At 63.2% G+C, this 19,177-nt stretch carries 18 protein-coding genes; 9 read left to right on the top strand and 9 right to left on the bottom strand.

Annotated features, from left to right (window positions below; translation table 11 throughout):
* Positions 1-45: 45 nt before the first annotated feature.
* Complete coding sequence (locus LB541_RS19085) at positions 46-1,050, bottom strand: DMT family transporter (protein WP_318012625.1); 1,005 nt, start codon at positions 1,048-1,050, stop codon at positions 46-48.
* On the opposite strand from LB541_RS19085, the gene LB541_RS19090 reads away from it, so the two are divergent.
* Entirely contained in the window at positions 1,050-1,916 is an 867-nt protein-coding gene (locus LB541_RS19090; RefSeq protein ID WP_140624643.1) for a LysR family transcriptional regulator, read from the top strand. The genes LB541_RS19085 and LB541_RS19090 overlap by 1 nt on opposite strands.
* Before the next feature lie 179 nt (positions 1,917-2,095).
* A complete protein-coding gene (aspS, locus tag LB541_RS19095) occupies positions 2,096-3,886 on the top strand; it encodes an aspartate--tRNA ligase (protein ID WP_224619393.1) in 1,791 nt (596 codons plus the stop codon).
* A 123-nt stretch (positions 3,887-4,009) separates the two neighbouring features.
* Here the strand turns inward: aspS and LB541_RS19100 are convergent, their stop codons facing one another.
* Entirely contained in the window at positions 4,010-5,200 is a 1,191-nt protein-coding gene (locus LB541_RS19100) for a hypothetical protein (RefSeq protein WP_140557026.1), read from the bottom strand.
* A 312-nt stretch (positions 5,201-5,512) separates the two neighbouring features.
* Here LB541_RS19100 and parC point away from each other — a divergent pair, with 312 nt between their 5' ends.
* Together parC and LB541_RS19110 are read left to right on the top strand one after the other, a co-directional pair.
* Positions 5,513-7,765 carry a DNA topoisomerase IV subunit A gene (parC, locus tag LB541_RS19105; RefSeq protein ID WP_140557024.1) on the top strand — a complete coding sequence of 751 codons (2,253 nt, stop codon included), beginning with the start codon at positions 5,513-5,515 and terminating at the stop codon, positions 7,763-7,765.
* 243 nt (positions 7,766-8,008) lie between these two features.
* Positions 8,009-9,208 (top strand): AI-2E family transporter, encoded by a 1,200-nt coding sequence (locus tag LB541_RS19110; protein ID WP_140515657.1) that lies wholly within the window; start codon positions 8,009-8,011, stop codon positions 9,206-9,208.
* On the opposite strand, the gene LB541_RS19115 is transcribed toward LB541_RS19110, so the two are convergent.
* The 3 genes from LB541_RS19115 to LB541_RS19125 all read right to left on the bottom strand — a co-directional run bounded on the left by LB541_RS19115 (position 9,196) and on the right by LB541_RS19125 (position 11,592).
* Positions 9,196-10,092 carry a DMT family transporter gene (locus LB541_RS19115; RefSeq protein WP_140515659.1) on the bottom strand — a complete coding sequence of 299 codons (897 nt, stop codon included), beginning with the start codon at positions 10,090-10,092 and terminating at the stop codon, positions 9,196-9,198. The two genes, LB541_RS19110 and LB541_RS19115, sit on opposite strands and share 13 nt — an antisense overlap.
* A 126-nt stretch (positions 10,093-10,218) precedes the next feature.
* Positions 10,219-10,983: an arginyltransferase gene (locus LB541_RS19120; RefSeq protein WP_140494092.1), complete on the bottom strand. Its 765-nt coding sequence runs from the start codon at positions 10,981-10,983 to the stop codon at positions 10,219-10,221.
* A 138-nt stretch (positions 10,984-11,121) separates the two neighbouring features.
* On the bottom strand, positions 11,122-11,592 hold the full coding sequence (locus tag LB541_RS19125; RefSeq protein ID WP_140494090.1) for an RDD family protein: 471 nt from the start codon (positions 11,590-11,592) through the stop codon (positions 11,122-11,124).
* A gap of 201 nt (positions 11,593-11,793) precedes the next feature.
* Between LB541_RS19125 and sthA the strand changes: the two genes are divergently transcribed.
* Positions 11,794-13,182, top strand: a complete 1,389-nt coding sequence (sthA, locus tag LB541_RS19130; RefSeq protein WP_140494088.1) for a Si-specific NAD(P)(+) transhydrogenase — start codon at positions 11,794-11,796, stop codon at positions 13,180-13,182.
* A gap of 24 nt (positions 13,183-13,206) precedes the next feature.
* Here sthA and LB541_RS19135 read toward each other — a convergent pair whose 3' ends face one another.
* The gene (locus tag LB541_RS19135) at positions 13,207-14,397 is read right to left on the bottom strand and encodes a TCR/Tet family MFS transporter (RefSeq protein WP_224619336.1); all 1,191 of its coding nucleotides are present in this window, start codon (positions 14,395-14,397) and stop codon (positions 13,207-13,209) included.
* A gap of 80 nt (positions 14,398-14,477) precedes the next feature.
* Between LB541_RS19135 and LB541_RS19140 the strand changes: the two genes are divergently transcribed.
* Positions 14,478-15,098, top strand: a complete 621-nt coding sequence (locus LB541_RS19140; RefSeq protein WP_224619337.1) for a TetR/AcrR family transcriptional regulator C-terminal domain-containing protein — start codon at positions 14,478-14,480, stop codon at positions 15,096-15,098.
* Between the two features lie 24 nt (positions 15,099-15,122).
* Here LB541_RS19140 and LB541_RS19145 read toward each other — a convergent pair whose 3' ends face one another.
* Positions 15,123-15,782, bottom strand: a complete 660-nt coding sequence (locus LB541_RS19145; protein ID WP_140494082.1) for an alpha/beta hydrolase — start codon at positions 15,780-15,782, stop codon at positions 15,123-15,125.
* 201 nt (positions 15,783-15,983) lie between these two features.
* Between LB541_RS19145 and LB541_RS19150 the strand changes: the two genes are divergently transcribed.
* A complete protein-coding gene (locus LB541_RS19150; protein WP_140560565.1) occupies positions 15,984-17,162 on the top strand; it encodes an OpgC family protein in 1,179 nt (392 codons plus the stop codon).
* A gap of 15 nt (positions 17,163-17,177) precedes the next feature.
* Here LB541_RS19150 and LB541_RS19155 read toward each other — a convergent pair whose 3' ends face one another.
* Positions 17,178-18,254 (bottom strand): substrate-binding domain-containing protein, encoded by a 1,077-nt coding sequence (locus LB541_RS19155; RefSeq protein ID WP_224619339.1) that lies wholly within the window; start codon positions 18,252-18,254, stop codon positions 17,178-17,180.
* Between the two features lie 164 nt (positions 18,255-18,418).
* Between LB541_RS19155 and LB541_RS19160 the strand changes: the two genes are divergently transcribed.
* On the top strand, positions 18,419-18,562 hold the full coding sequence (locus LB541_RS19160) for a hypothetical protein (protein WP_140494076.1): 144 nt from the start codon (positions 18,419-18,421) through the stop codon (positions 18,560-18,562).
* A gap of 64 nt (positions 18,563-18,626) precedes the next feature.
* Positions 18,627-18,776, top strand: a complete 150-nt coding sequence (locus LB541_RS19165) for a hypothetical protein (protein WP_181165119.1) — start codon at positions 18,627-18,629, stop codon at positions 18,774-18,776.
* Positions 18,777-18,791: 15 nt separating this feature from the next.
* Here the strand turns inward: LB541_RS19165 and LB541_RS19170 are convergent, their stop codons facing one another.
* Complete coding sequence (locus LB541_RS19170) at positions 18,792-19,157, bottom strand: DUF423 domain-containing protein (protein ID WP_140515673.1); 366 nt, start codon at positions 19,155-19,157, stop codon at positions 18,792-18,794.
* Positions 19,158-19,177: the final 20 nt, after the last annotated feature.

Consider the following 19,177-nt stretch of genomic DNA (forward strand, 5'->3'; position numbering starts at 1 on the left):
CCAGCGGCAATTCCCCGCGCCAACAGGATGTGTCCGCCTTTCTGTTCAAGGAAGTCGGCGCCTGCCTCCTCGACGTCCCACGGCGAACCGCCCGGCTGCTCCCGACGCGATGGCTATTCCCGCGAGGACAGCGATGAGCCCGACAATTAGGTTTGCATTGATTTGCTCACCGAGAAAGACGGCGCCGAAGATCGATGCCGTCACGGGGTTCACGGCAACTGAAACGGCAACCAGCGTTGGCGGCGCACGTTCAAGCGCGAACGCCCAGAGGAAGAAGATCAGGGCGCCGCAAATTACGGCCAGGTATCCGCTGGCAACCCATTGCGACGCCTCAAGCGCGGCAAGTCGCGTCAGGCCTCCAGTCAAAGTCGACAGCGCCAACAGGCAGGCCGTGCCGACGGCCATGCCAAACGCGGCGAATGATGTCGGCGCGCAGCGGGTGAGAAAAGGTCGCGACCAGACATTGTAGAGCGCCATGCAGAATGCCGCCGCGATCATCAGGAGGTCTCCGCGCCAGGCGCCCTGGGGAGCTGTCGTCAGGCTGCTGCCAAGCGCGACAGCCACTCCGGCCATCGCGACCAGGACGCCGACGATCTTGCGCGTCGTCGGCGGTTCGATCCCTAGAACCGCGCCTGCGAGCATTGTGAGCACAGGCAGCGTCGAAAGCGCCAGAGCTCCTCGCGCCGCCGTCGTGTAGACAAGGGCTCCGTTGAAGAGCACCGGGAATAGGCCGAAGAACAGCAGGCCCAATGCGGCGGCGCCCGGCCAATCGCTTTTCGCAGGCCACTTGTCCCGCCGCAGAAGCGCTACGGCGGCGAGCACTAGAAAACCACCCCCGAACCGGATCGCGCCGATGGTGAGCGGATCCAGCGAACGCGCGAGATAGCGCGTTGCACCGACAGCGGTGCCGCCAAAGGCGCTGGAGAGAATCGCCGCGAGCACGCCTCCAGTTTCCATCGCTTCCCCTCTGCCAGTTCGGAGTCCAGCGGTATCGGGCAAACCGGGTAAAAGGAATCGAATAAATGCAATGAGCTTGATAAGCTTGCGCAATGAGCAGTCGGAGTCTCGATCCGGAATTGTTGCGGACTTTCGTCGTCGTTGCCGAGCGGCTCTCTTTCACGCGAGCCGCCGAGCAGCTCAATCGAACGCAAGCCACCGTCAGCTTGCAGGTGAAGCGCCTTGAAGAGCGCCTCGACATTTCGCTGTTCCGTCGATCGACGGCCCATGTCGAGCTTACGGCCGCCGGCGAGGGGTTTCTGATCGACGCACGCCGCATTCTTGCACTTAACGAGCAGGCGATTGCCCGTGTCTCCAACCAACGGGTAGCGGGACGCATCCGGATAGGCGTCATGGAGGACTACGGCACCAAGATCCTGCCACGCCTCCTCGCCGATATCGCCGTGCGATTTCCGCTCATGCAGGTCGAAATGGAGATCGGCCTCACGGCGCGGCTGCTGAAACGGCTCGGCTCATCATTTGACGCGGTCATCGCCATGCATCCGGAAGGTGTGGCCGAGGGCGATCTGATATGCCGCGAAAGAGCGATATGGGCGGCGGCGAGGACCCACTCTGTCGAAGAACTCGATCCGCTGCCCGTCGCGTTGTCGGACCCTGATTGCTTGTTTCGCGCATGGGCGACTGACGCGCTCGACAGAGCGGGCCGGCCGTGGCGACTGGCCTATGTCAGCCCGAGCCTTGCCGCGACGGAGGCGATCGTCGAGCAGGGCCTTGCGGTTACCGTGGTCAAGGGCAGCATGCTCGCGCCCGGCCTGCGCGATGTCCATCCTGGCCCTTATGTGCCGCCGCTGCCCGGGGCGGAGATCCGCCTTCATCGGGCCACAACGTCTTCCGCAAGCGCCGCATTGGTCGTCGATCACCTCGCGCATCGCCTGCGGCTGTCAAGCCTTGGTTCATAGGGCGACCTGCGCGCCGGCGAATGCTCCGAAAGAACCCGTCAACCCGGGTTCGTTGCCCTGGCCCTCCGCCCACTCGCCTTGACAAACCGGGCCTCCCATGCGCTTTTCGCGCAAATTTTTCAGGCCGGGCCGCGATGCTTCGGCCGGCAACCCAACATCCCGGACTTTTGCCCATGACAATGCACCGTTACCGCAGCCATACCTGTGCCCAGTTGAGAAAGAGCGACGTCGGCGCTTCCGTTCGCCTGTCGGGCTGGGTGCATCGCGTGCGCGACCATGGCGGCCTGCTGTTCATCGACCTGCGCGACCACTATGGCCTGACCCAAATCGTCGCCGATCCCGATTCGCCGGCCTTCAAGATCGCCGAAACAGTGCGCGGCGAATGGGTGATCCGCGTCGACGGCGAGGTCAAGGCGCGCCTGCCTGAAACCACCAATGCCAACCTGCCGACCGGCGAGATCGAGATTTTCGCGCGCGAGATCGAAGTGCTTTCGGCGGCCAAGGAATTGCCGCTGCCGGTCTTCGGCGAGCCGGACTATCCCGAGGACATCAGGCTGAAATACCGCTTCCTCGACCTGCGCCGCGAGACGCTGCACAGGAACATCGTGGCGCGCACGAAGATCATCGCCGAGATGCGCAAGCGCATGGGCGAGGTCGGCTTCACCGAATTCTCGACGCCGATCCTCACCGCATCGTCGCCCGAAGGCGCGCGCGACTTCCTGGTGCCGTCGCGCATTCACCCCGGCACTTTCTATGCGCTGCCGCAGGCGCCGCAGCAATACAAGCAGCTGATCATGGTCTCGGGTTTCGATCGTTATTTCCAGATCGCGCCCTGCTTCCGCGACGAGGATCCGCGCGCCGACCGCCTGCCCGGCGAATTCTACCAGCTTGACCTCGAAATGAGCTTTGTCGAGCAGGATGACGTGCTTTCCACCATGGCGCCGGTGATGACATCGGTCTTCGAGGCCTTTGCCAACGGCAAGCCCGTCACGAAGGACTGGCCGCGCATTCCCTATGATGTTGCGATGCGCAAATACGGTACCGACAAGCCGGATCTGCGCAACCCGATCGAGATGCAGGCGGTCTCTGACCATTTTCGTGATTCCGGCTTCAAGGTCTTCGCCAACATCCTGGCCAACGATCCCAAGGCCGAGGTCTGGGCCATTCCGGCCAAGACCGGGGGCAGCCGTGCCTTCTGCGACCGCATGAACAGCTGGGCGCAAGGCGAGGGGCAGCCCGGATTGGGCTACATCTTCTGGCGCAAGGAAGGCGAGAAACTCGAAGGCGCGGGTCCGCTTGCCAAGAACATCGGCGAGGAGCGCACCGAGGCGATCCGTCTTCAACTGGCCCTTGCCGATGGCGATGCCGCCTTCTTCGTCGCCGGCGATCACAAGAAATTCGTCTCCTTCGCGGGTGCTGCGCGCACCCGCGCCGGCGAGGAACTGAACCTGGTCGACCGCGACCGTTTCGAGCTGTGCTGGATCGTCGACTTTCCGTTCTTCGAGTGGAACGAGGACGAGAAGAAGATCGATTTCGCCCACAATCCGTTTTCGATGCCGCAGGGCGGCATCGACGCCCTCAACAACCAGGAGCCGCTCGGCATCAAGGCATTCCAGTACGACGCCGTGTGCAACGGCTTCGAGATTGCCTCGGGCGGCATCCGCAACCATTTGCCCGAAACCATGGTCAGGGCCTTCGAGATGGTCGGACTGGATCGCCAGACCGTCGAGGAGCGCTTTGGCGGCCTTTACCGTGCGTTTCAGTACGGCGCCCCGCCGCACGGCGGAGCGGCATTCGGCATCGACCGTGTCGTGATGTTGCTGGTGGGCGCCAAGAACCTGCGCGAGATCACCATGTTCCCGATGAACCAGCAGGCTTACGACCTGTTGATGAATGCGCCGTCGGAAGCCACGCCGCAGCAGCTTCGCGACTTGTCGCTGCGTGTCGCACCGATCAAGAAAGAGGCATGATGGCGCTTCGGACGGCGCTTTAAAGAAGCCTCCGAAGTGACTCGTTCGATTGAGAATCGCAGACAAAAGCCCGGCATCGCTGCCGGGCTTTTCGTATCTTGAAGCAAGTCGAGGTCGCTTCGATCAGTCTTCGTTGGCCTTGACGGTGACGCCGAGCGTCTTCGGCAGGTCGGTCGGATTGGACATGGCGCCCGCCATGATCAGTGCGAACGGCACCGACGCCGGCGGCTTAGCCGAGATTTCGAGGCTCTTCGGATCGTCGAGATATTTGCCGACCGCCGCCGTTACCTGCGCCGTCAGCTCGGGATTGTTGAGCTGCGCCATGCCGAACGGCACGATCGCCTTGGCCTGGTTGGCGATATCCTTGCCCGACATGCCTTGCTGCTTGCCGACATAGTCCAGCACCTTGCCCGTCAGCGAATCGTCGTCGAAACGGATCGAGGCGCTGTTGAAGGAAAGCTGCTGCAACAGGCCGAGCATGGCCATGCCTTGCGCCGAGTTGTCGGCCCCTTCGGGCTGCGCGGCCATCTTCTTCTGCATTTCCTGCAGCGACTTGATGAAGTCGAGCGTGTAGCCGCCGAGATCGAAGGTCATGCCGAGCGTGCCGGCATTCTCGACCGAAATGTTGTATTTCGACAGCTCCATCTTGCCGTCAGTGGGCTGCCAGGTGCCGGCCATCTCGAAATTGCCCGCAATGTTCTGGTAGCCGAGTGCGTTGATGACTTCCTTCGACTTGGGATCCTCGACCAGCGTCAGGTCGGCATTGAACTTCTCGGTGGTGCCGGTGAATTTCATCGCTTGGCCGTCGGCCGGCGGCGTGATTTCGATGGCAAGCCCGTCCATCGAGAAAGCGGTCTTGTCGGCGATCTTGACCCTCATGTTCGAGAGTTCGGCGGACTTGTACATCATCAGCGAGCCCAGCGGGCCGCTGGCGCCGCTGGCCGGAACCATCATGTCGTGGATGACGAGGGGGCTTAAATTGAGGGTGACGCCGTCCTTGCTATGTTCGAATGCCGAGGTCGACACGGTTGCGATATCATAGCCGCCATTGGCTTCGGTCACGCCCTCGAGTTTGACGTCGCCGATCGCAAGGGCTTCTTTTTCCGCGCCCGGTTTGATGGATACGCCCTGCAACACCATGCTGGCGTTGTCGCCGGTCACGCCGGTCCAGGAGATGTTGACGCCCTGCGCGGCAAGTGCCGCCTTCAGCCGGTCGGCGACCGCGGTGTCCTGGGCGAGCGCCGCGTTCAGCGGCAATGTGAGCAAGAAGGTCGAAAAGGCGAATTTCCTGAGAGTCGAGCGTTTGATTGTCATCGCGAATGCCCCTGCGAGTGTCCTGAAAATTATTTTTCAATTTTTGGCGCCATCACCCTTCAGTGACGAACTGGACGGGAAAAAGGCGCATCCCGCCACAATGGTCAAAAATCGCGGCGAAAGGCAAACTCGATCCGAACATGCTGGAGACCGGGCCGCCGAGCGTCGTCGCGCTTCGCAATAGAGACGGCATGTAACGGATTGATGTTGGCTGGCGGGCTTGCCTGCGACTTCGTATTGCAGGGCAGGGCATGCACCCACTTCAAGGCTTGCCCTCTTGCCGCGAATCACCCGCTCGGCTAGTTCCAGCCCATGGGAAAAAGGCTTTTGCCGCCTGACAATGGTGGCGGCGATCACATCGAACCGGTCGATCTGAAGAAGGCGCTCGAAGAGCGCTATCTTGCCTATGCGCTGTCGACCATCATGCACCGGGCGCTGCCCGATGTCCGCGACGGGCTGAAGCCGGTCCATCGCCGCATCATGCACGCCATGCGCCTGCTGCGCCTGAACCCCGACCAGGGCTTCGCCAAATGCGCTCGTATCGTCGGCGAGGTGATGGGCAAGTTCCACCCGCATGGCGACCAGTCGATCTACGATGCGCTGGTGCGGCTGGCGCAGGATTTCTCGATGCGCTACCCCTTGGTCGACGGCCAGGGCAATTTCGGCAACATTGACGGCGATAACGCCGCCGCCATGCGCTACACCGAAGCGCGCATGACCGATGTGGCGACCGAGCTGCTCGCGGGCATCACCGAGGATGCCGTCGACTACCGGCCGACCTACAATGAGGAGGACGAGGAGCCGGTGGTGCTCCCGGGCGCCTTCCCCAATCTGCTGGCCAATGGCTCGTCCGGCATCGCTGTCGGCATGGCGACATCGATCCCGCCGCACAACGCGGCCGAACTTTGCGACGCCGCCCTTCACCTGATCGAGCATCGGGACGCGCCGGTGGCCAAGCTGATGGATTTCGTCCAGGGCCCGGATTTCCCGACCGGCGGCATCATCGTCGATAGCCGAGCCTCCATCCTCGAATCCTATGAAACCGGCCGTGGCGGCTTTCGCGTGCGGGCAAAATGGAGCCAGGAAGACCAGGGCAGGGGCACCTGGAGCATCGTCGTCACCGAAATCCCCTATGGCGTGCAGAAGGCGCGCCTGATCGAGAAGATCGCCGAGCTCCTGATGGCGCGCAAATTGCCGCTGCTCGAGGACATCAGGGACGAGAGCGCCGAGGACATCCGCGTCGTGCTGGTGCCCAAGAGCCGTTCCGTCGATCCCGGCATCCTGATGGAGTCGCTGTTCAAGCTCACCGAGCTTGAAAGCCGTTTCCCGCTCAACATGAACGTGCTGTCGCGCGGCAAGGTGCCTAACGTCCTGTCACTGAAAGGCGTGCTGCAGGAATGGCTCGAGCATCGTCGCGACGTGCTGATCCGCCGCTCGAAACACCGCCTCGGCGAGATCGAAAGACGGCTGGAGATCCTTGCCGGCTACCTGATCGCCTATCTCAATATCGACGAGGTGATCAAGATCATCCGTGAGGAGGATGAGCCAAAGCAGGTCATGATGGCCCGCTGGTCGCTCACCGACACCCAGGCCGAAGCCATTCTCAACATGCGCCTGCGCGCCCTGCGCAAGCTGGAAGAATTCGAGATCCGCAAGGAATTCGACGGCCTCACTGCCGAAAAGAAGCAGATCGAGGCGCTGCTTGCGTCCGAAGCCAAGCAATGGGGGACGATCAAGTGGGAGGTTGCGAGCCTGCGGGACAAATTCGGCCCCGAGACCGAGCTCGGTAAGCGCCGCACCCAGTTCGCCGATGCGCCCGAGCATGACCTGACCGACATCGCACATGCCATGATCGAGCGCGAGCCGGTCACCGTGGTGGTTTCGGAAAAGGGCTGGCTGCGTGCGATGAAGGGTCATCTGACCGATCATTCGCAGCTTGCGTTCAAGGAAGGCGACAGCCTGAAACTCGCCTTCCATGCGCAGACGACCGACAAGATCCTGGTGTTCACCACCGGCGGCAAATTTTACACCATCGGCGCCGATCGGCTGCCGGGCGGGCGCGGCCATGGCGAGCCGATCCGCATCATCGTTGACATGGACAATGACCAGGACATCGTCACCGCCTTCGTTCACGATCCGAAGCGCAAGCTGCTGCTGGTCTCGCATGACGCCAACGGTTTCATCGTGCCGGAGGAAGAGGTCGTCGCCAACACCCGCAAGGGCAAGCAGGTGATGAACGTCAAGGCGCCCGACGAAGCCAAGCGCTGCGTGCCGGTCGGCGGCGATCATCTGGCTATCGTCGGCGAGAACCGAAAGATGCTGGTGTTTCCGCTGTCCGACATTCCGGAAATGAGCCGCGGCAAGGGCGTGCGGCTGCAGAAATACAAGGATGGCGGGCTTCTTGATCTCAAGCCATTTACGCTGGAGACCGGTCTTTCCTGGCAGGATTCGGCCGACCGCACCTTTACAAGGTCGCGCGAGGAATTGGCCGAATGGATCGGCGCCCGCGCGTCGGCTGGCCGCATGGTGCCGAAGGGTTTCCCGAGGACCGGGAAATTTGGGTAATCTCCCCCCTCGAGGGGGAGATGCCGCCGAAGGCGACAGAGGGGGTCGGTTCGACTGGACGCAACCTCATTGCTTTGAACAAAGAATGCTAGCGCCTTACGCGCGGCTACCCCCTCTGGCCTGCCGGCCATCTCCCCCTCGAGGGGGGAGATCCGCAGCTTCACCATCACCTTTGAACTATCATCACGATTGCTGCACTATATCAGAGCATAAGCCGCGGGATGGCCGGGGAGAGACGAGCGTTTGAAGGAAGCGAAAATCCAGAAACCGGGGCAGCGCCTGTTCGGTCTGTCGACGCCGCTCAGAGCCGCCGTCATCCCACCGCTCTCGGCGGCGCGCTGGCTGCTGGTGCTGATCGTTGCCGCCGGCGTCTATTTCTTCCACGGCTTCTTGTTCCCGGTGCTGGCCGCGCTGGTCATCGCCTTCGCAAGCTGGCCGCTTTACCGGCGGCTTTTGGCCGGTGTCGGCGGCAACCGCACCATCGCCGCCACCTTCGCCATATTGTTCATCCTTGCCTTCCTGGTCATACCGATCGCGCTCGCGGGCACCTACGCCATCAACGAGGTGCGCGAATGGGTCGGCTGGGCGATCGAGACCAACCGGCACGGCGCCCCGACACCGCACTGGATCGCCACGCTGCCTATCGTAGGAGAATGGCTGAACCAGCAATGGACGACCAATCTCGGCCATCCCGGCGGCATCGGCGAACTGATCCAACTGGTCAGCGGCGCCAATATCGGCAGCATCTATCGCGGCGTCCTTGCCGCTGGCGGCAGCGCCTTCGGCCTGCTTTTGACGCTTCTGTTCATGATGATCGCGCTGTTCTTCGCCTATCGCGACGGCGAGCATTTCGCCGGCCAGGTCGATCGCCTGGGCGAGCGCATCCTGCCGACGAGGTGGGAGCGCATCTCACGCGTCGTGCCGGCGACCATTTCCTCGACCGTGACCGGCATGACCGTCATCGCCATCGGCGAGGGATTGGTGCTCGGCATCGCCTACTGGCTGGCCGGCGTGCCGTCGCCCGTGACGCTTGGCGCGCTCACCGGGGTCATGGCGCTGATTCCCGGCGGGGCACCGCTGTCCTTCACGCTGGTTTCGATCTATCTCGCTGCCAGCGGCTCACCGGTGGCCGGCCTGGCTTTGTTCATCTGGGGGACGGTCGAACTGTTCATCGTCGACAAGACCTTGCGACCGAAGCTCGTCGGCGGGCCGATAAAACTGCCCTTCCTGCCGACCTTTTTCGGCCTGATCGGCGGCGTCAAGACGATGGGCTTTCTCGGCCTGTTCATCGGCCCGGTGCTGATGGCACTGCTGGTGGCGATCTGGCGCGAATGGCTGCGCGAGGTGGAAATGATGGACGAGATGCCTGCTTCCCCTGAACAGGAAGGCTCGCCGTCGCTGATCGAGATCGACGGCGAGGCGAAGAAGATTCAGGCCGGATGACGCACCGCAAGGGCGGCGCGGCGCCTGCGTCCGTCATGCAACTGCCACACCGAATGGACCACCAATGTGACGATCAGGATCGCGCCGCCGATCAGGCTGTTGCGTGACGGCGTTTCGGAGAAGATCAGCCATACCCACACCGGTGCCAGCACGGTCTCCAGAAGGTAGAACATCGCCACTTCCGGTCCGGAGATGTATTTGGGACCGGCCGCCAGGCAGAAGAACGAAATCGGCATGATCACGGCGCCGTTAAAGATGATCCACCAGGGCGCGCTCACATGGACGCCTTCACCTGACACCATGAAGGCCGCCAGCACGAGCGACGGAACCACCCCGACGAGCGCCGTGAAGCCCATGTCCTTGCCGCTGGCCCGCGAAATGGTGATGGCCACGGAAATGAAGAAGGCCGAACACAACGCCATGAAATTGCCGAACAGGTGTCCGGTGCCGACGGATCCGCCGACGATTACCAGCACGCCGAGGATCATGACCAGCATCGCCGCGAGCGTCACCGCCCGCGGCTTTTCGCGGAGAAACAACCAGGACAAGAGCGCGGCGAACACTGTGTTGAAGGCCAGGATGAACACCAGGTCGGCGGTCGAGGTGTAGAAGACGGCGGTGACGAAGGTGATCGAGGTCAGCCCGTAGCATATCGCGGCCGCCAGTCCCGACCAGCCTGGAATGAGCTGAGGCGCGTTTCGGCTGAGCGCCCGCCAGACAGCCCAGATGATCATTGCGGCGATGAAGGTGGCGGCCCCGCGCAAGAGCAGGATCGTCCATGCGCCGCCATCGGCGAGGCGGATCAGCGGAATGTCGAGGGTCAGCGTCAGGCCGCCAATGGCGGTTATCAGAAGGCCCTTCTGGTGGTCGCTGTGGGACGTCATTTGCAAACTTTCGTAATGAAATACAGATGGGACAGCCGATCGGCGCAATGACGCACTCTCCCGCCAAGCGGCTGAAAGACCAGCATCCCCTGCGTTGAAACAGTTAAACGTGGATCTTGGAAAAACTCAGCGTGAGACCGCTTCGTTGGTGTAGCGCTCCCAGCCCTTCGGGCCGAGATGCTCCTGCGGCATGAAGCGCATCTTATAATTCATCTTGCGCGAGCCGTTGACCCAGTATCCCAGGTAGACATGGGGCAGCCCCATCGCCCTGGCGCGAGCGATGTGATCGAGGATCATGAACGTGCCGAGAGACCGCTCCTCGAAGTCGGGATTGAAGTAGGAATACACCATCGACAGGCCGTCGGCCATCTTGTCGGTGAGCGCCACCGCGATCAGCTCGCCCTGTCCCTTGCCGGTGATGAAAGTATCGGGCCCGCGCCGGCGATATTCGATGACCTTGGTGTCGACATGGGTGTCCTCGACCATCATGGCGTAGTCCAGAACCGTCATGTCCGACATGCCGCCGCGGCGGTGGCGGGCATCGAGATAGCTGCGGAACAGCGAATATTGTTCGGTCGAGGGCTCGGCATTGTGCATGGCGCCGACGAGATCGGAATTGTGCTGCAGCACGCGCTTCATGTTGCGGCTGGCGACGAATTCCTGCGCCAGGATGCGCACGGAGACGCAGGCGCGGCAGGTTTCGCAGGCCGGCCTGTACGCGATGTTCTGGGAGCGGCGGAACCCGCCTTGGGTCAGGAGATCATTCATCTCTGACGCCTTGTCGCCGACCAGATGCGTGAACACCTTGCGCTCGAACTGGCCGTCGAGATAGGGGCACGGCGACGGCGCGGTCAGGAAGAACTGCGGCGACTGGGTCGGGTGCTGCGTCATCGAGTCTCGGAAACACTCCTTCGAATCGCTCTACCTTTGGCGCGGAAAGCGAAAAATTCAACAGGATTGTGAAGGCGTGGCCATGCGGACGCCTTCACATTTGTGCCGACGCCGCGGCGATGCTTGCGAAAATGCGCCTCAGCGGCCGGTGCGGCTGACCACCGTGCCGAGCAGCAGGTCGTGCAGCGTGCGCTTGCGATCGGAAAACAGCGTCACCAGCAGCACCAGCGGCGACAGGATGACGTTGCCGGCCCAGAACAGCACCGAATGGACCACTGCCGTGAGCCCGTCGATCGGCCTGCCGTCGAGCCGATCGAGCCGGATGCCCATCATCTTCATGCCCGTGGTCGCCTGGTCGGCGCTGCCAAGCGTGTTCCAGATGTAGAGAATCGCGACGGCCGGGACCAGGACGCCAAACAGCATCCAGCCAAGGCCGAGGGTCAAAAGTCCGAGGAAGAACACCAGGATGGCGACAGGGATGGTGAGCAGCGCGACAATGACATAGTCGATCATGACCGCCAGGACACGCCGCGTGCGTACCCCTTCATAGGCCCTCACGTCGTCGAGCCTGGTATTGATGATTTCACCGTCGAGAACGCGAGCGTTCATGTCATTTCCTCGTAACAGGGGCCTGCTTAGCCTGCGCCCCACCTGCTGGGAAAATGGTAAAGGCTGATGGCGGAATCAAGATCGAGCCTTTCCCGGTGCGCAAGGCGGGGGAAGCGGCCGGCGGGCCGGTTGAATTCGCGCCTGACATGGCGTTAGCTTGTTGCGGCGCACCAAAAGCGCCAAGGGGCAGGGACGGGCAGGATGGATTACGACATGCTGGTCATTGGCAGCGGCCCTTCCGGCCGTCGTGCCGCTGTACAATCGGCCAAACTCGGCAAATCGGTACTGGTCGTCGACAGGGGGCGGCGCCTGGGCGGCGTTTCCGTGCACACGGGCACCATTCCGTCGAAGACGCTGCGCGAAACCGTGCTCAATCTCTCGGGCTGGCGTGAGCGCGGCTTCTATGGGCGCGGCTATCGGGTTAAGCAGGACATCTCGGTCGGAGACTTGGTCGAGCGCCTGCACAAGACGCTCGACCACGAGGTCGAGGTGCTGCAGCACCAGTTCATGCGCAACACGGTCAAGAGCTCCCGCGCCGCGGTGAAATTTCTCGGGCCCAACAGGGTCAGCCTGACATCGGACAATGGCGACTACAGCGAGGTCGGCTTCGCCAATGCGCTGATCGCCGTCGGCACCAGGCCGCACCGGCCGGGCGACGTGCCGTTCGACAAGAGCCGCGTGTTCGACAGTGACGAAATGCTCGAGCTCGACCGCTTGCCGCGCACGCTGACGGTCATCGGCGCCGGGGTCATCGGCGTCGAATACGCGACGATCTTTTCGGCACTCGACGTGCCGGTGACGCTGGTCGAGCCGCGCAACACGATCCTCGATTTCGTCGACCGTGAGATCGTCGACGACTTCATCCACCAGATGCGCGACCGCGGCATGACCATCCGGCTGGGAAGCGCCGTGAAGGAGATTGCCTCCAGGCCCGACCATGCAGAGGTCACGCTGGCCGACGGGCGCACCATACGTTCCGAGATCGTGCTCTACGCCGCGGGCCGCACCGGCAATGTCGGTAGCCTCGGCCTCGATGCGGTCGGCATCGAGGCTGACTCCAGGGGACGCATCAAGGTCGATCCGCACACCTTCCAGACCAGCGTGCCCAACATTTACGCCGCCGGCGACGTGATCGGCTTTCCGAGCCTGGCCTCCACCTCGATGGAGCAGGGCCGGGTAGCCGCGTGCCATGCTTTCGGCGTGACCTTGCCGCCGCCGCCGGAAACCTTTCCTTATGGCATTTACGCGGTGCCCGAGATCTCCACCGTCGGCCAATCCGAGGAACAGGTGCGCGAGAGCGGCGCCGCCTACGAGGTTGGCGTGGCCCGTTTCCGCGAGACCTCGCGGGGCCACATCATGGGCGTCAACACCGGCTTCCTGAAGCTTCTGTTCTCGATCGAGACACGCCGCTTGCTCGGCGCGCATATCGTCGGCGAGGGCGCCACCGAACTGATTCACATCGGCCAGGCGGTGATCAATCTGGGTGGCACGGTCGACTTCTTTGTCAACAATACATTCAACTATCCCACGCTGGCCGAGGCCTATAAGATCGCCGGGCTGGACGCCTGGAACAGGATGGGGCAGGGATAACCCTGTCGCCGGCCACTATTATCCTCACTCCGCCGCCTCCCGTTTGGCCGTGGGCGATCCGGTTGCGAGCAGCAGGGGCAGGCAGAGGACATAGAGGGTCGCGCCCGCGACCCACACCATGCCTGGGAAGACCATTCGAGTGCGAAAATAGAGCATGGCGATGACGAGTGGTCCGAGCACCGAGACCAGGCTCGTCATGCTGGTGAGCACACCTTGCAATCGCCCCTGGTGATCTGCCGCGACACGTGACGTCAGCAACGATTGCAGCGCCGGGGCTCCGATGCCGCCGAGACAGAAAAGCGGCAACAGCGCGAACGCCATCCAGCCTTGCCAGGCCAGCGCGATCGACACATAGGCCGTGCTGTCGGCAAGGATGGCGACCATGAGCGCTCGCCTTTCGCCCCAGCGCTCGGCGATCGGTCCGGCGACGAAACCCTGGGCTCCGGCATGGAAGAGGCCGAACAATGCCAGCGAGATGCCCACAGTGAAAAGGCTCCAGCGGAATTTGTCCTGCACGTAGAGAACCCAGACGGTGCCGCCGACTTCGCCGACAAGGCCGAGCACGGCAAAGGCGCCGAGCAGCGGCAGGAGGGCCGGAAAAGTCAGGGCCCAACGCAGCGGCGCCAGCGGGTTGAACGACAGCGGCTCGCCTGTGCCGCCGACCCGCTCCGGCTCCGGCAGCAGAAGGAAGGCCAGCACCAGATTGATGCCGGTGAACCCTGTCGCCGCCAGGAACGGCGCGCGCAGCCAGACATCGCCGAGCAGGCCGCCGAGCGCCGGACCGGCGATGAACCCGACGCCAAAAGCGGCGCTCAGATGGCCGAAGGCGCGGGCGCGCAGCTCTTCGCTGCTGATGTCGACCATATAGGCGGAGGCCACCGCCATGCTGGCGCCCGTTAGGCCGGCGATCAGTCGGCCGACGAACAGCAGCGGCAGCGACGGCGCGAAGGTCATGAACAGATAATCCAGCATCGACCCGGCAAGCGACAGAAGCAGCACCGGCCGGCGGCCGTAGCGGTCGGACAACGCGCCGAGCAGGGGCGAAAACAGCACCTGCATGGCGGCATAGGCGGCGAGGAACGCGCCGAAAATCCAGCCAATGTCCTCGACATGGCCAACCTCGCGCAACAGCCCCGGCAGCACCGGCATGATCAGCCCGATGCCGGCCGCGTCCAGCGCCATTGCCGTCAGCACGACGAGATAGGCCCTTTTCATCGAGATGCTTCTTTCCTAAAGTTTATCGGTGATAAGGTAGCGTTTATCACCGATAAATTGGCTGGGCAAGCGAGGTGCATATGAAGCTGGACAAGGCGCTGATCGTGGCGGCGGCACTCGACCTGCTGAACGACGTCGGCATCGATGCGCTCTCGACCCGGCTGCTGGCGCAGCGGCTCAAGGTCCAGCAGCCGGCGCTCTACTGGCATTTCAGGAACAAGCGCGCCCTGCTCGACGCGATGAACGAGGAGATCCTGCGGCGCGGCCATGGACATCAGGTGCCGCTGCCGGGCGAGAGCTGGCAGGAATTCGTACGCAACAACGCCCGCAGCTTCCGCGGCGCCTTGATGGCCTATCGCGACGGTGCGCGCGTCCATGCCGGTACCGAGGCCGATCCGGGCGATCTCGAACATGTCGAACGGTTGCTCACCTTTCTGCGCGAGGCCGGCATGCCTTCCGTCATGGCCATGCGGTTGCTGATGATCGTCGGGCGCTACACGGTGGGCTGCGTCCTCGAGGAACAGGCAGAATATCCGGCCGGCCCGGGTCGAGGTGCGGCGCTCGATGCCAAGGCAAGCGGTTACCCGCTGCTCAGCCAGGCCCTGGCCGATTATCGTGCGGGCGGTCACGAGGCGCTGTTCGAAAGCGGCCTCGACTTGCTGATTGCCGGGGCGCAGGCCGGCATCGCTGAAACAGGCTGAGCGCAGCGATCCGCGTCTTGCCCGTCAGGCGGCAGGAGCGGGCGGGGCAAGCCATTGCCGCACGATCGCGGCATCGGGGTCGCCGATTTCATGGCCCGAAGCGACGATACGCGCGTCGACCTCGGCGCCGCGCTGGCTGAGCAGCGTTACCAGCGCCGGCGCGAAGGGTCCGTAGGTCAGGTCGGCGGCGCCGGCGACAATCAGCGCCTTGATGCCGGTCAGATCGGTTGCCGGCGTCTCGTCCAGCACCGGCATCGGCCGCAGCAGTGCCGCCCGTCCGACAAGGCCGGGATGGAGCAGCATCAGGCTGGAAACCAGATTGGCACCATTGGAATAGCCGAGAAAGGCCATGCGCTTCGGATCGATCCGGTGCCGCTCCATGGCCTCGGCCACGAAGCGCGCGAAAGCGGCCGTCTCGCGGCGGATGCTGGCCTGCTCGAAGCTGGTCGGCGTGATCCGCTCGAACCAGCGGAAGCCGTCGTCCTGGACGATGCGGCCACGCACGGCGACCAGGCAGGCATGCGGTGCGATCTGCCTCGCCAGCGGCACCAGGGTCGTCTCGTCGACACCTGATCCATGCAGCAGGAACAGGCATTCGTCGCTGGCCCCGCCGGATCCGAAGAAGCGATAGGGAAAGGCCAGATCCAGCCGCGGCAGGCTGTTTTCGACGCTTGTATCGCTCATGCCGTATCCTTTTGATTACATTTCGTTTCACTCAATTTGCCGGCTTCAAAACGCAATATTTTCATGCTCCGCGAAAGTTGATTGAACCGGGCGCATTTCAGTCCGTTTCTGCGCCGATATACTCCATCGCGGAGGAATCGAAGCGGTGCGCCGGGGGTCGCATTGCTGGGCATGAACAACCAGCTTTGAGGCCTTTTGTCGATGACCACCCCAGTTCCAACCGAGCGCGATACGCGCATCGATGTGCTGCGTGCGCTCGCGCTGCTGACGATCTTCGTCGACCATGTGCCGGGCACGGCTTTCGACACCCTGACCTACAAGAATTTCGGCTTTTCGGATGCGGCCGAGGCTTTCGTGCTGATATCGGGCATTTCGGTCGCGCTTGCCTATGGCACGAAGTTCCGCCCGGGAGGCCGGCTGCTCGCGACGCTGAAAATGTGGCGGCGGGCAGGCGTGCTCTATATCGCCCATATCGTCACCACGATGGCGGTAATGGCATTGTTCTGTGCCGCGGCGGTGTTCGGCCGGCGGCCGGAACTGCTGAAGCTGATCAACATCGAACCGCTGATGAAGGACACGCCCGAGGTGCTGGTCGGCATCGTCACGCTCGGCCACCAACTCGGCTACAACAACATCCTGCCGGTCTACGCGGTGCTGCTTTTGCTGGCGCCGGCCTTCTTGCTGTTCATCAGCTACAGGCCGCTTGCAGCGCTGACCGTGTCCGGCCTGCTGTGGCTTGTAGCCGGCATCTGGCAGATCGCCCCGCCGAACTATCCCGAGCCCGGCCTGTGGTTCCTCAATCCGCTGTCCTGGCAGTTCCTGTTCAACATCGGCCTTGCCGCCATGCTGCATGTCAGGCGCGGCGGCGTCATTCCAGCCAACCGCTGGCTGATCGGTCCCGCCGCTGCCTATGTGCTGGCCGCGTTGGCATGGGTGCATAGTCCGCTTTGGGGCCAGGTGACCTGGTTCGACCTGCCGGTGGTGCTGACCGGCTTCGACAAGACATTCCTGTCGCTCCCGCGGCTGCTGCACATCCTGGCGGTCAGCTATCTGGTGGTGGCACTGCCTGCGGTCTCGAACCTGTTCCGCACCGGACCCGACCATCCGCTGGCGATACTCGGCAAGCGCTCGCTGCCGGTGTTCATCGCCGGCACGCTGATCGCCATGGTCGCCCAGGTAATGAAGCTGATCAATCCCGGCGGCCTCGCCTATGACAGCCTGCTGCTCGCCGCCGGCATCGCCATGCAGTTCGCGCTCGCTTTCTACCTCGAATGGTTGTCGACCATCGGGGGTTCGGGGAAAGCCAGGACGACGCAAAAGGACGCCAAGCCCGTCCAGGCGTCGTTCGGTATCTCGGCCGTGGCTAGAGCCAACCGCTGAGGTCGGCGAGTCGGTTCAGCGGCGCGGTGGAGCCGAGGAGGCGCGCACAATCAGTTCGACCGGCAGCAATTGCCGACTGACCTTGCCGTCGTTTTCCAGGATCGCCTTGACCGCAAGCCGGCCCATCTCGGCGATCGGCTGTGCGACGGTGGTCAGTGGCGGCTCGGATAGCGCTGCTTCGGGAACGCCGTCGAAACCGATGACCGAAACATCATCGGGGACATTCAGCCCGCGCGCGCTCAGCCATTCAAGCGTTGCCAAGGCCATCCTGTCCGACATCGCCAGGATGGCCGTGGGTGGCTCGCCGGAAGCAAAGATGGTTTCCAGCCCGGCCTTTGTGCTGGAGGCATCGTTGGCGGTTTCGTACACGGGCACTTTGGACGTGTCGATGCCAACCCGCGAAAGCTCCCGGAAATAACCGGTGAGGCGATCGCGTGTCCCGGCATAGGCTGCGGCGCGAAGCTCCTCGGGCGAAATGATGCCTGTCCTGCCGTCGGCGAAAGGCAGCGCCAGCACGGCAAAGCGGCGATGCCCGAGTTCCGTCAGATGGCGCGCCGCCAGGCTGGCGCCGGCGATGTTGTCGACGCCGATCGCCGCGACGGATCCATCCTCCGAATCCAGGTCCAGCGCCACGAAGGGCAGTTTGCGCTCACGCGCCAATTCGACAAGGCGCGAGCCGCCTTCGATACAGAAGACGATGAAGCCGTCGACAAGGGCGCTCTGGATATTCCAGGCAAGCTGTTCGGTGTTGGCCGCCGAGACTAACGAGATACCGGCCCCGGTCGCATCGCAGGCCTGCGAGATACCGGCCATCATCACGCGCGCGAAGGGATCCTCGAAGAAATAGGAGAGGGGCTCCGCGGTGGCCACGCCGATGGCGTTGACCTTGCCGGCCCGCAGCAGGCGGCCCTTGGGATCGGGGCCGGCATAGCCCATCGCCTCGGCCGCCGCACGGACCCGTTCGCGGACTTCTTCGCGCACGATCTCGGGGCGGCTGAAAACGTTGGAGGCGGTGCCGTGCGAAACACCGGCTGCCTTGGCGATGTCGGCCAGCCGGACGGGTCGTCGATTGCCTGCGGTGAGTGACGCCATTTGCGCGTGCCTCCTGACATGCATTTAGCACGTTCCCGATTTGCATCTAGCACTTTCGTTGGATCGATTCAAATTTTGCTTGACCGGCGGCTTCCATAGGCCTATCTTTGAATCGATCCAACTAAGATCTGCCTGCTGGATTAAACCTAGATGGGAGGTGCGCCATGCATCCTGTTAACTATCTGTTCGAAGACATCTACCGCAACGACTGGAGCATCGGGTCGGCCGCCAACAAGTCCAAGCGCCGCGGCGGAACAAGCCCGTGGATTCGCGATCTGCGCTTCCTGGTGGCGCGCAAGCGGAGCTGACTGGCGTGAATTTTTTGCGTCGGCCTATTGGATCGATTCAATTCAAATCAAGAGGAGAAGAGCCATGCATCCCATGAAGCATCTGTTCGACGACATTTATCGCAATTATTGGGGCATCGGCACGGCCGCGGAGCGGCCAGAGGCGCCGCGCCGCGCGACGCTCTCGGCGCGCAACCGCGATCTTTGGATCCGACTTGAACGTCGCCGGGATTGAAACCGGCCGCGCATCTCAGGGTCGCCGACGCACCACGGCGGAGACAGCTATGGTCAGCCAGCCTGCGATGAGCAGGGTGCCTCCGATCGGCGCCGACATCGGAAACAGCCTCGATCCGAGAAAATCGCGGGCGAGAAGATCGCCCGTGAAAAGCACGAGCCCGACGAGCAGCACCATGCTGGCTATCCGCAGCGGGCGATTCGCGTCGAGGAGACCGACGGCCAGAAACGCCGGTGCGTGCATCAGCAGGAACGATGCCGCCGTACCGGTGAAGGCGCCGCCGAGATGTGCGGCGGCCGCCGACAGCGCCACGCCCGCCGCGCCCACGATGCCGGCGGCGAGCACAAGCAGACGGCTGCCGGTCGTTTCGGCCAGGTTCATGTCGACGCTCCTTCGGTTGA

The sequence above is a fragment of the Mesorhizobium sp. BR1-1-15 genome (genome assembly GCF_020165475.1).
Classification (GTDB): Bacteria; Pseudomonadota; Alphaproteobacteria; order Rhizobiales; family Rhizobiaceae; genus Mesorhizobium.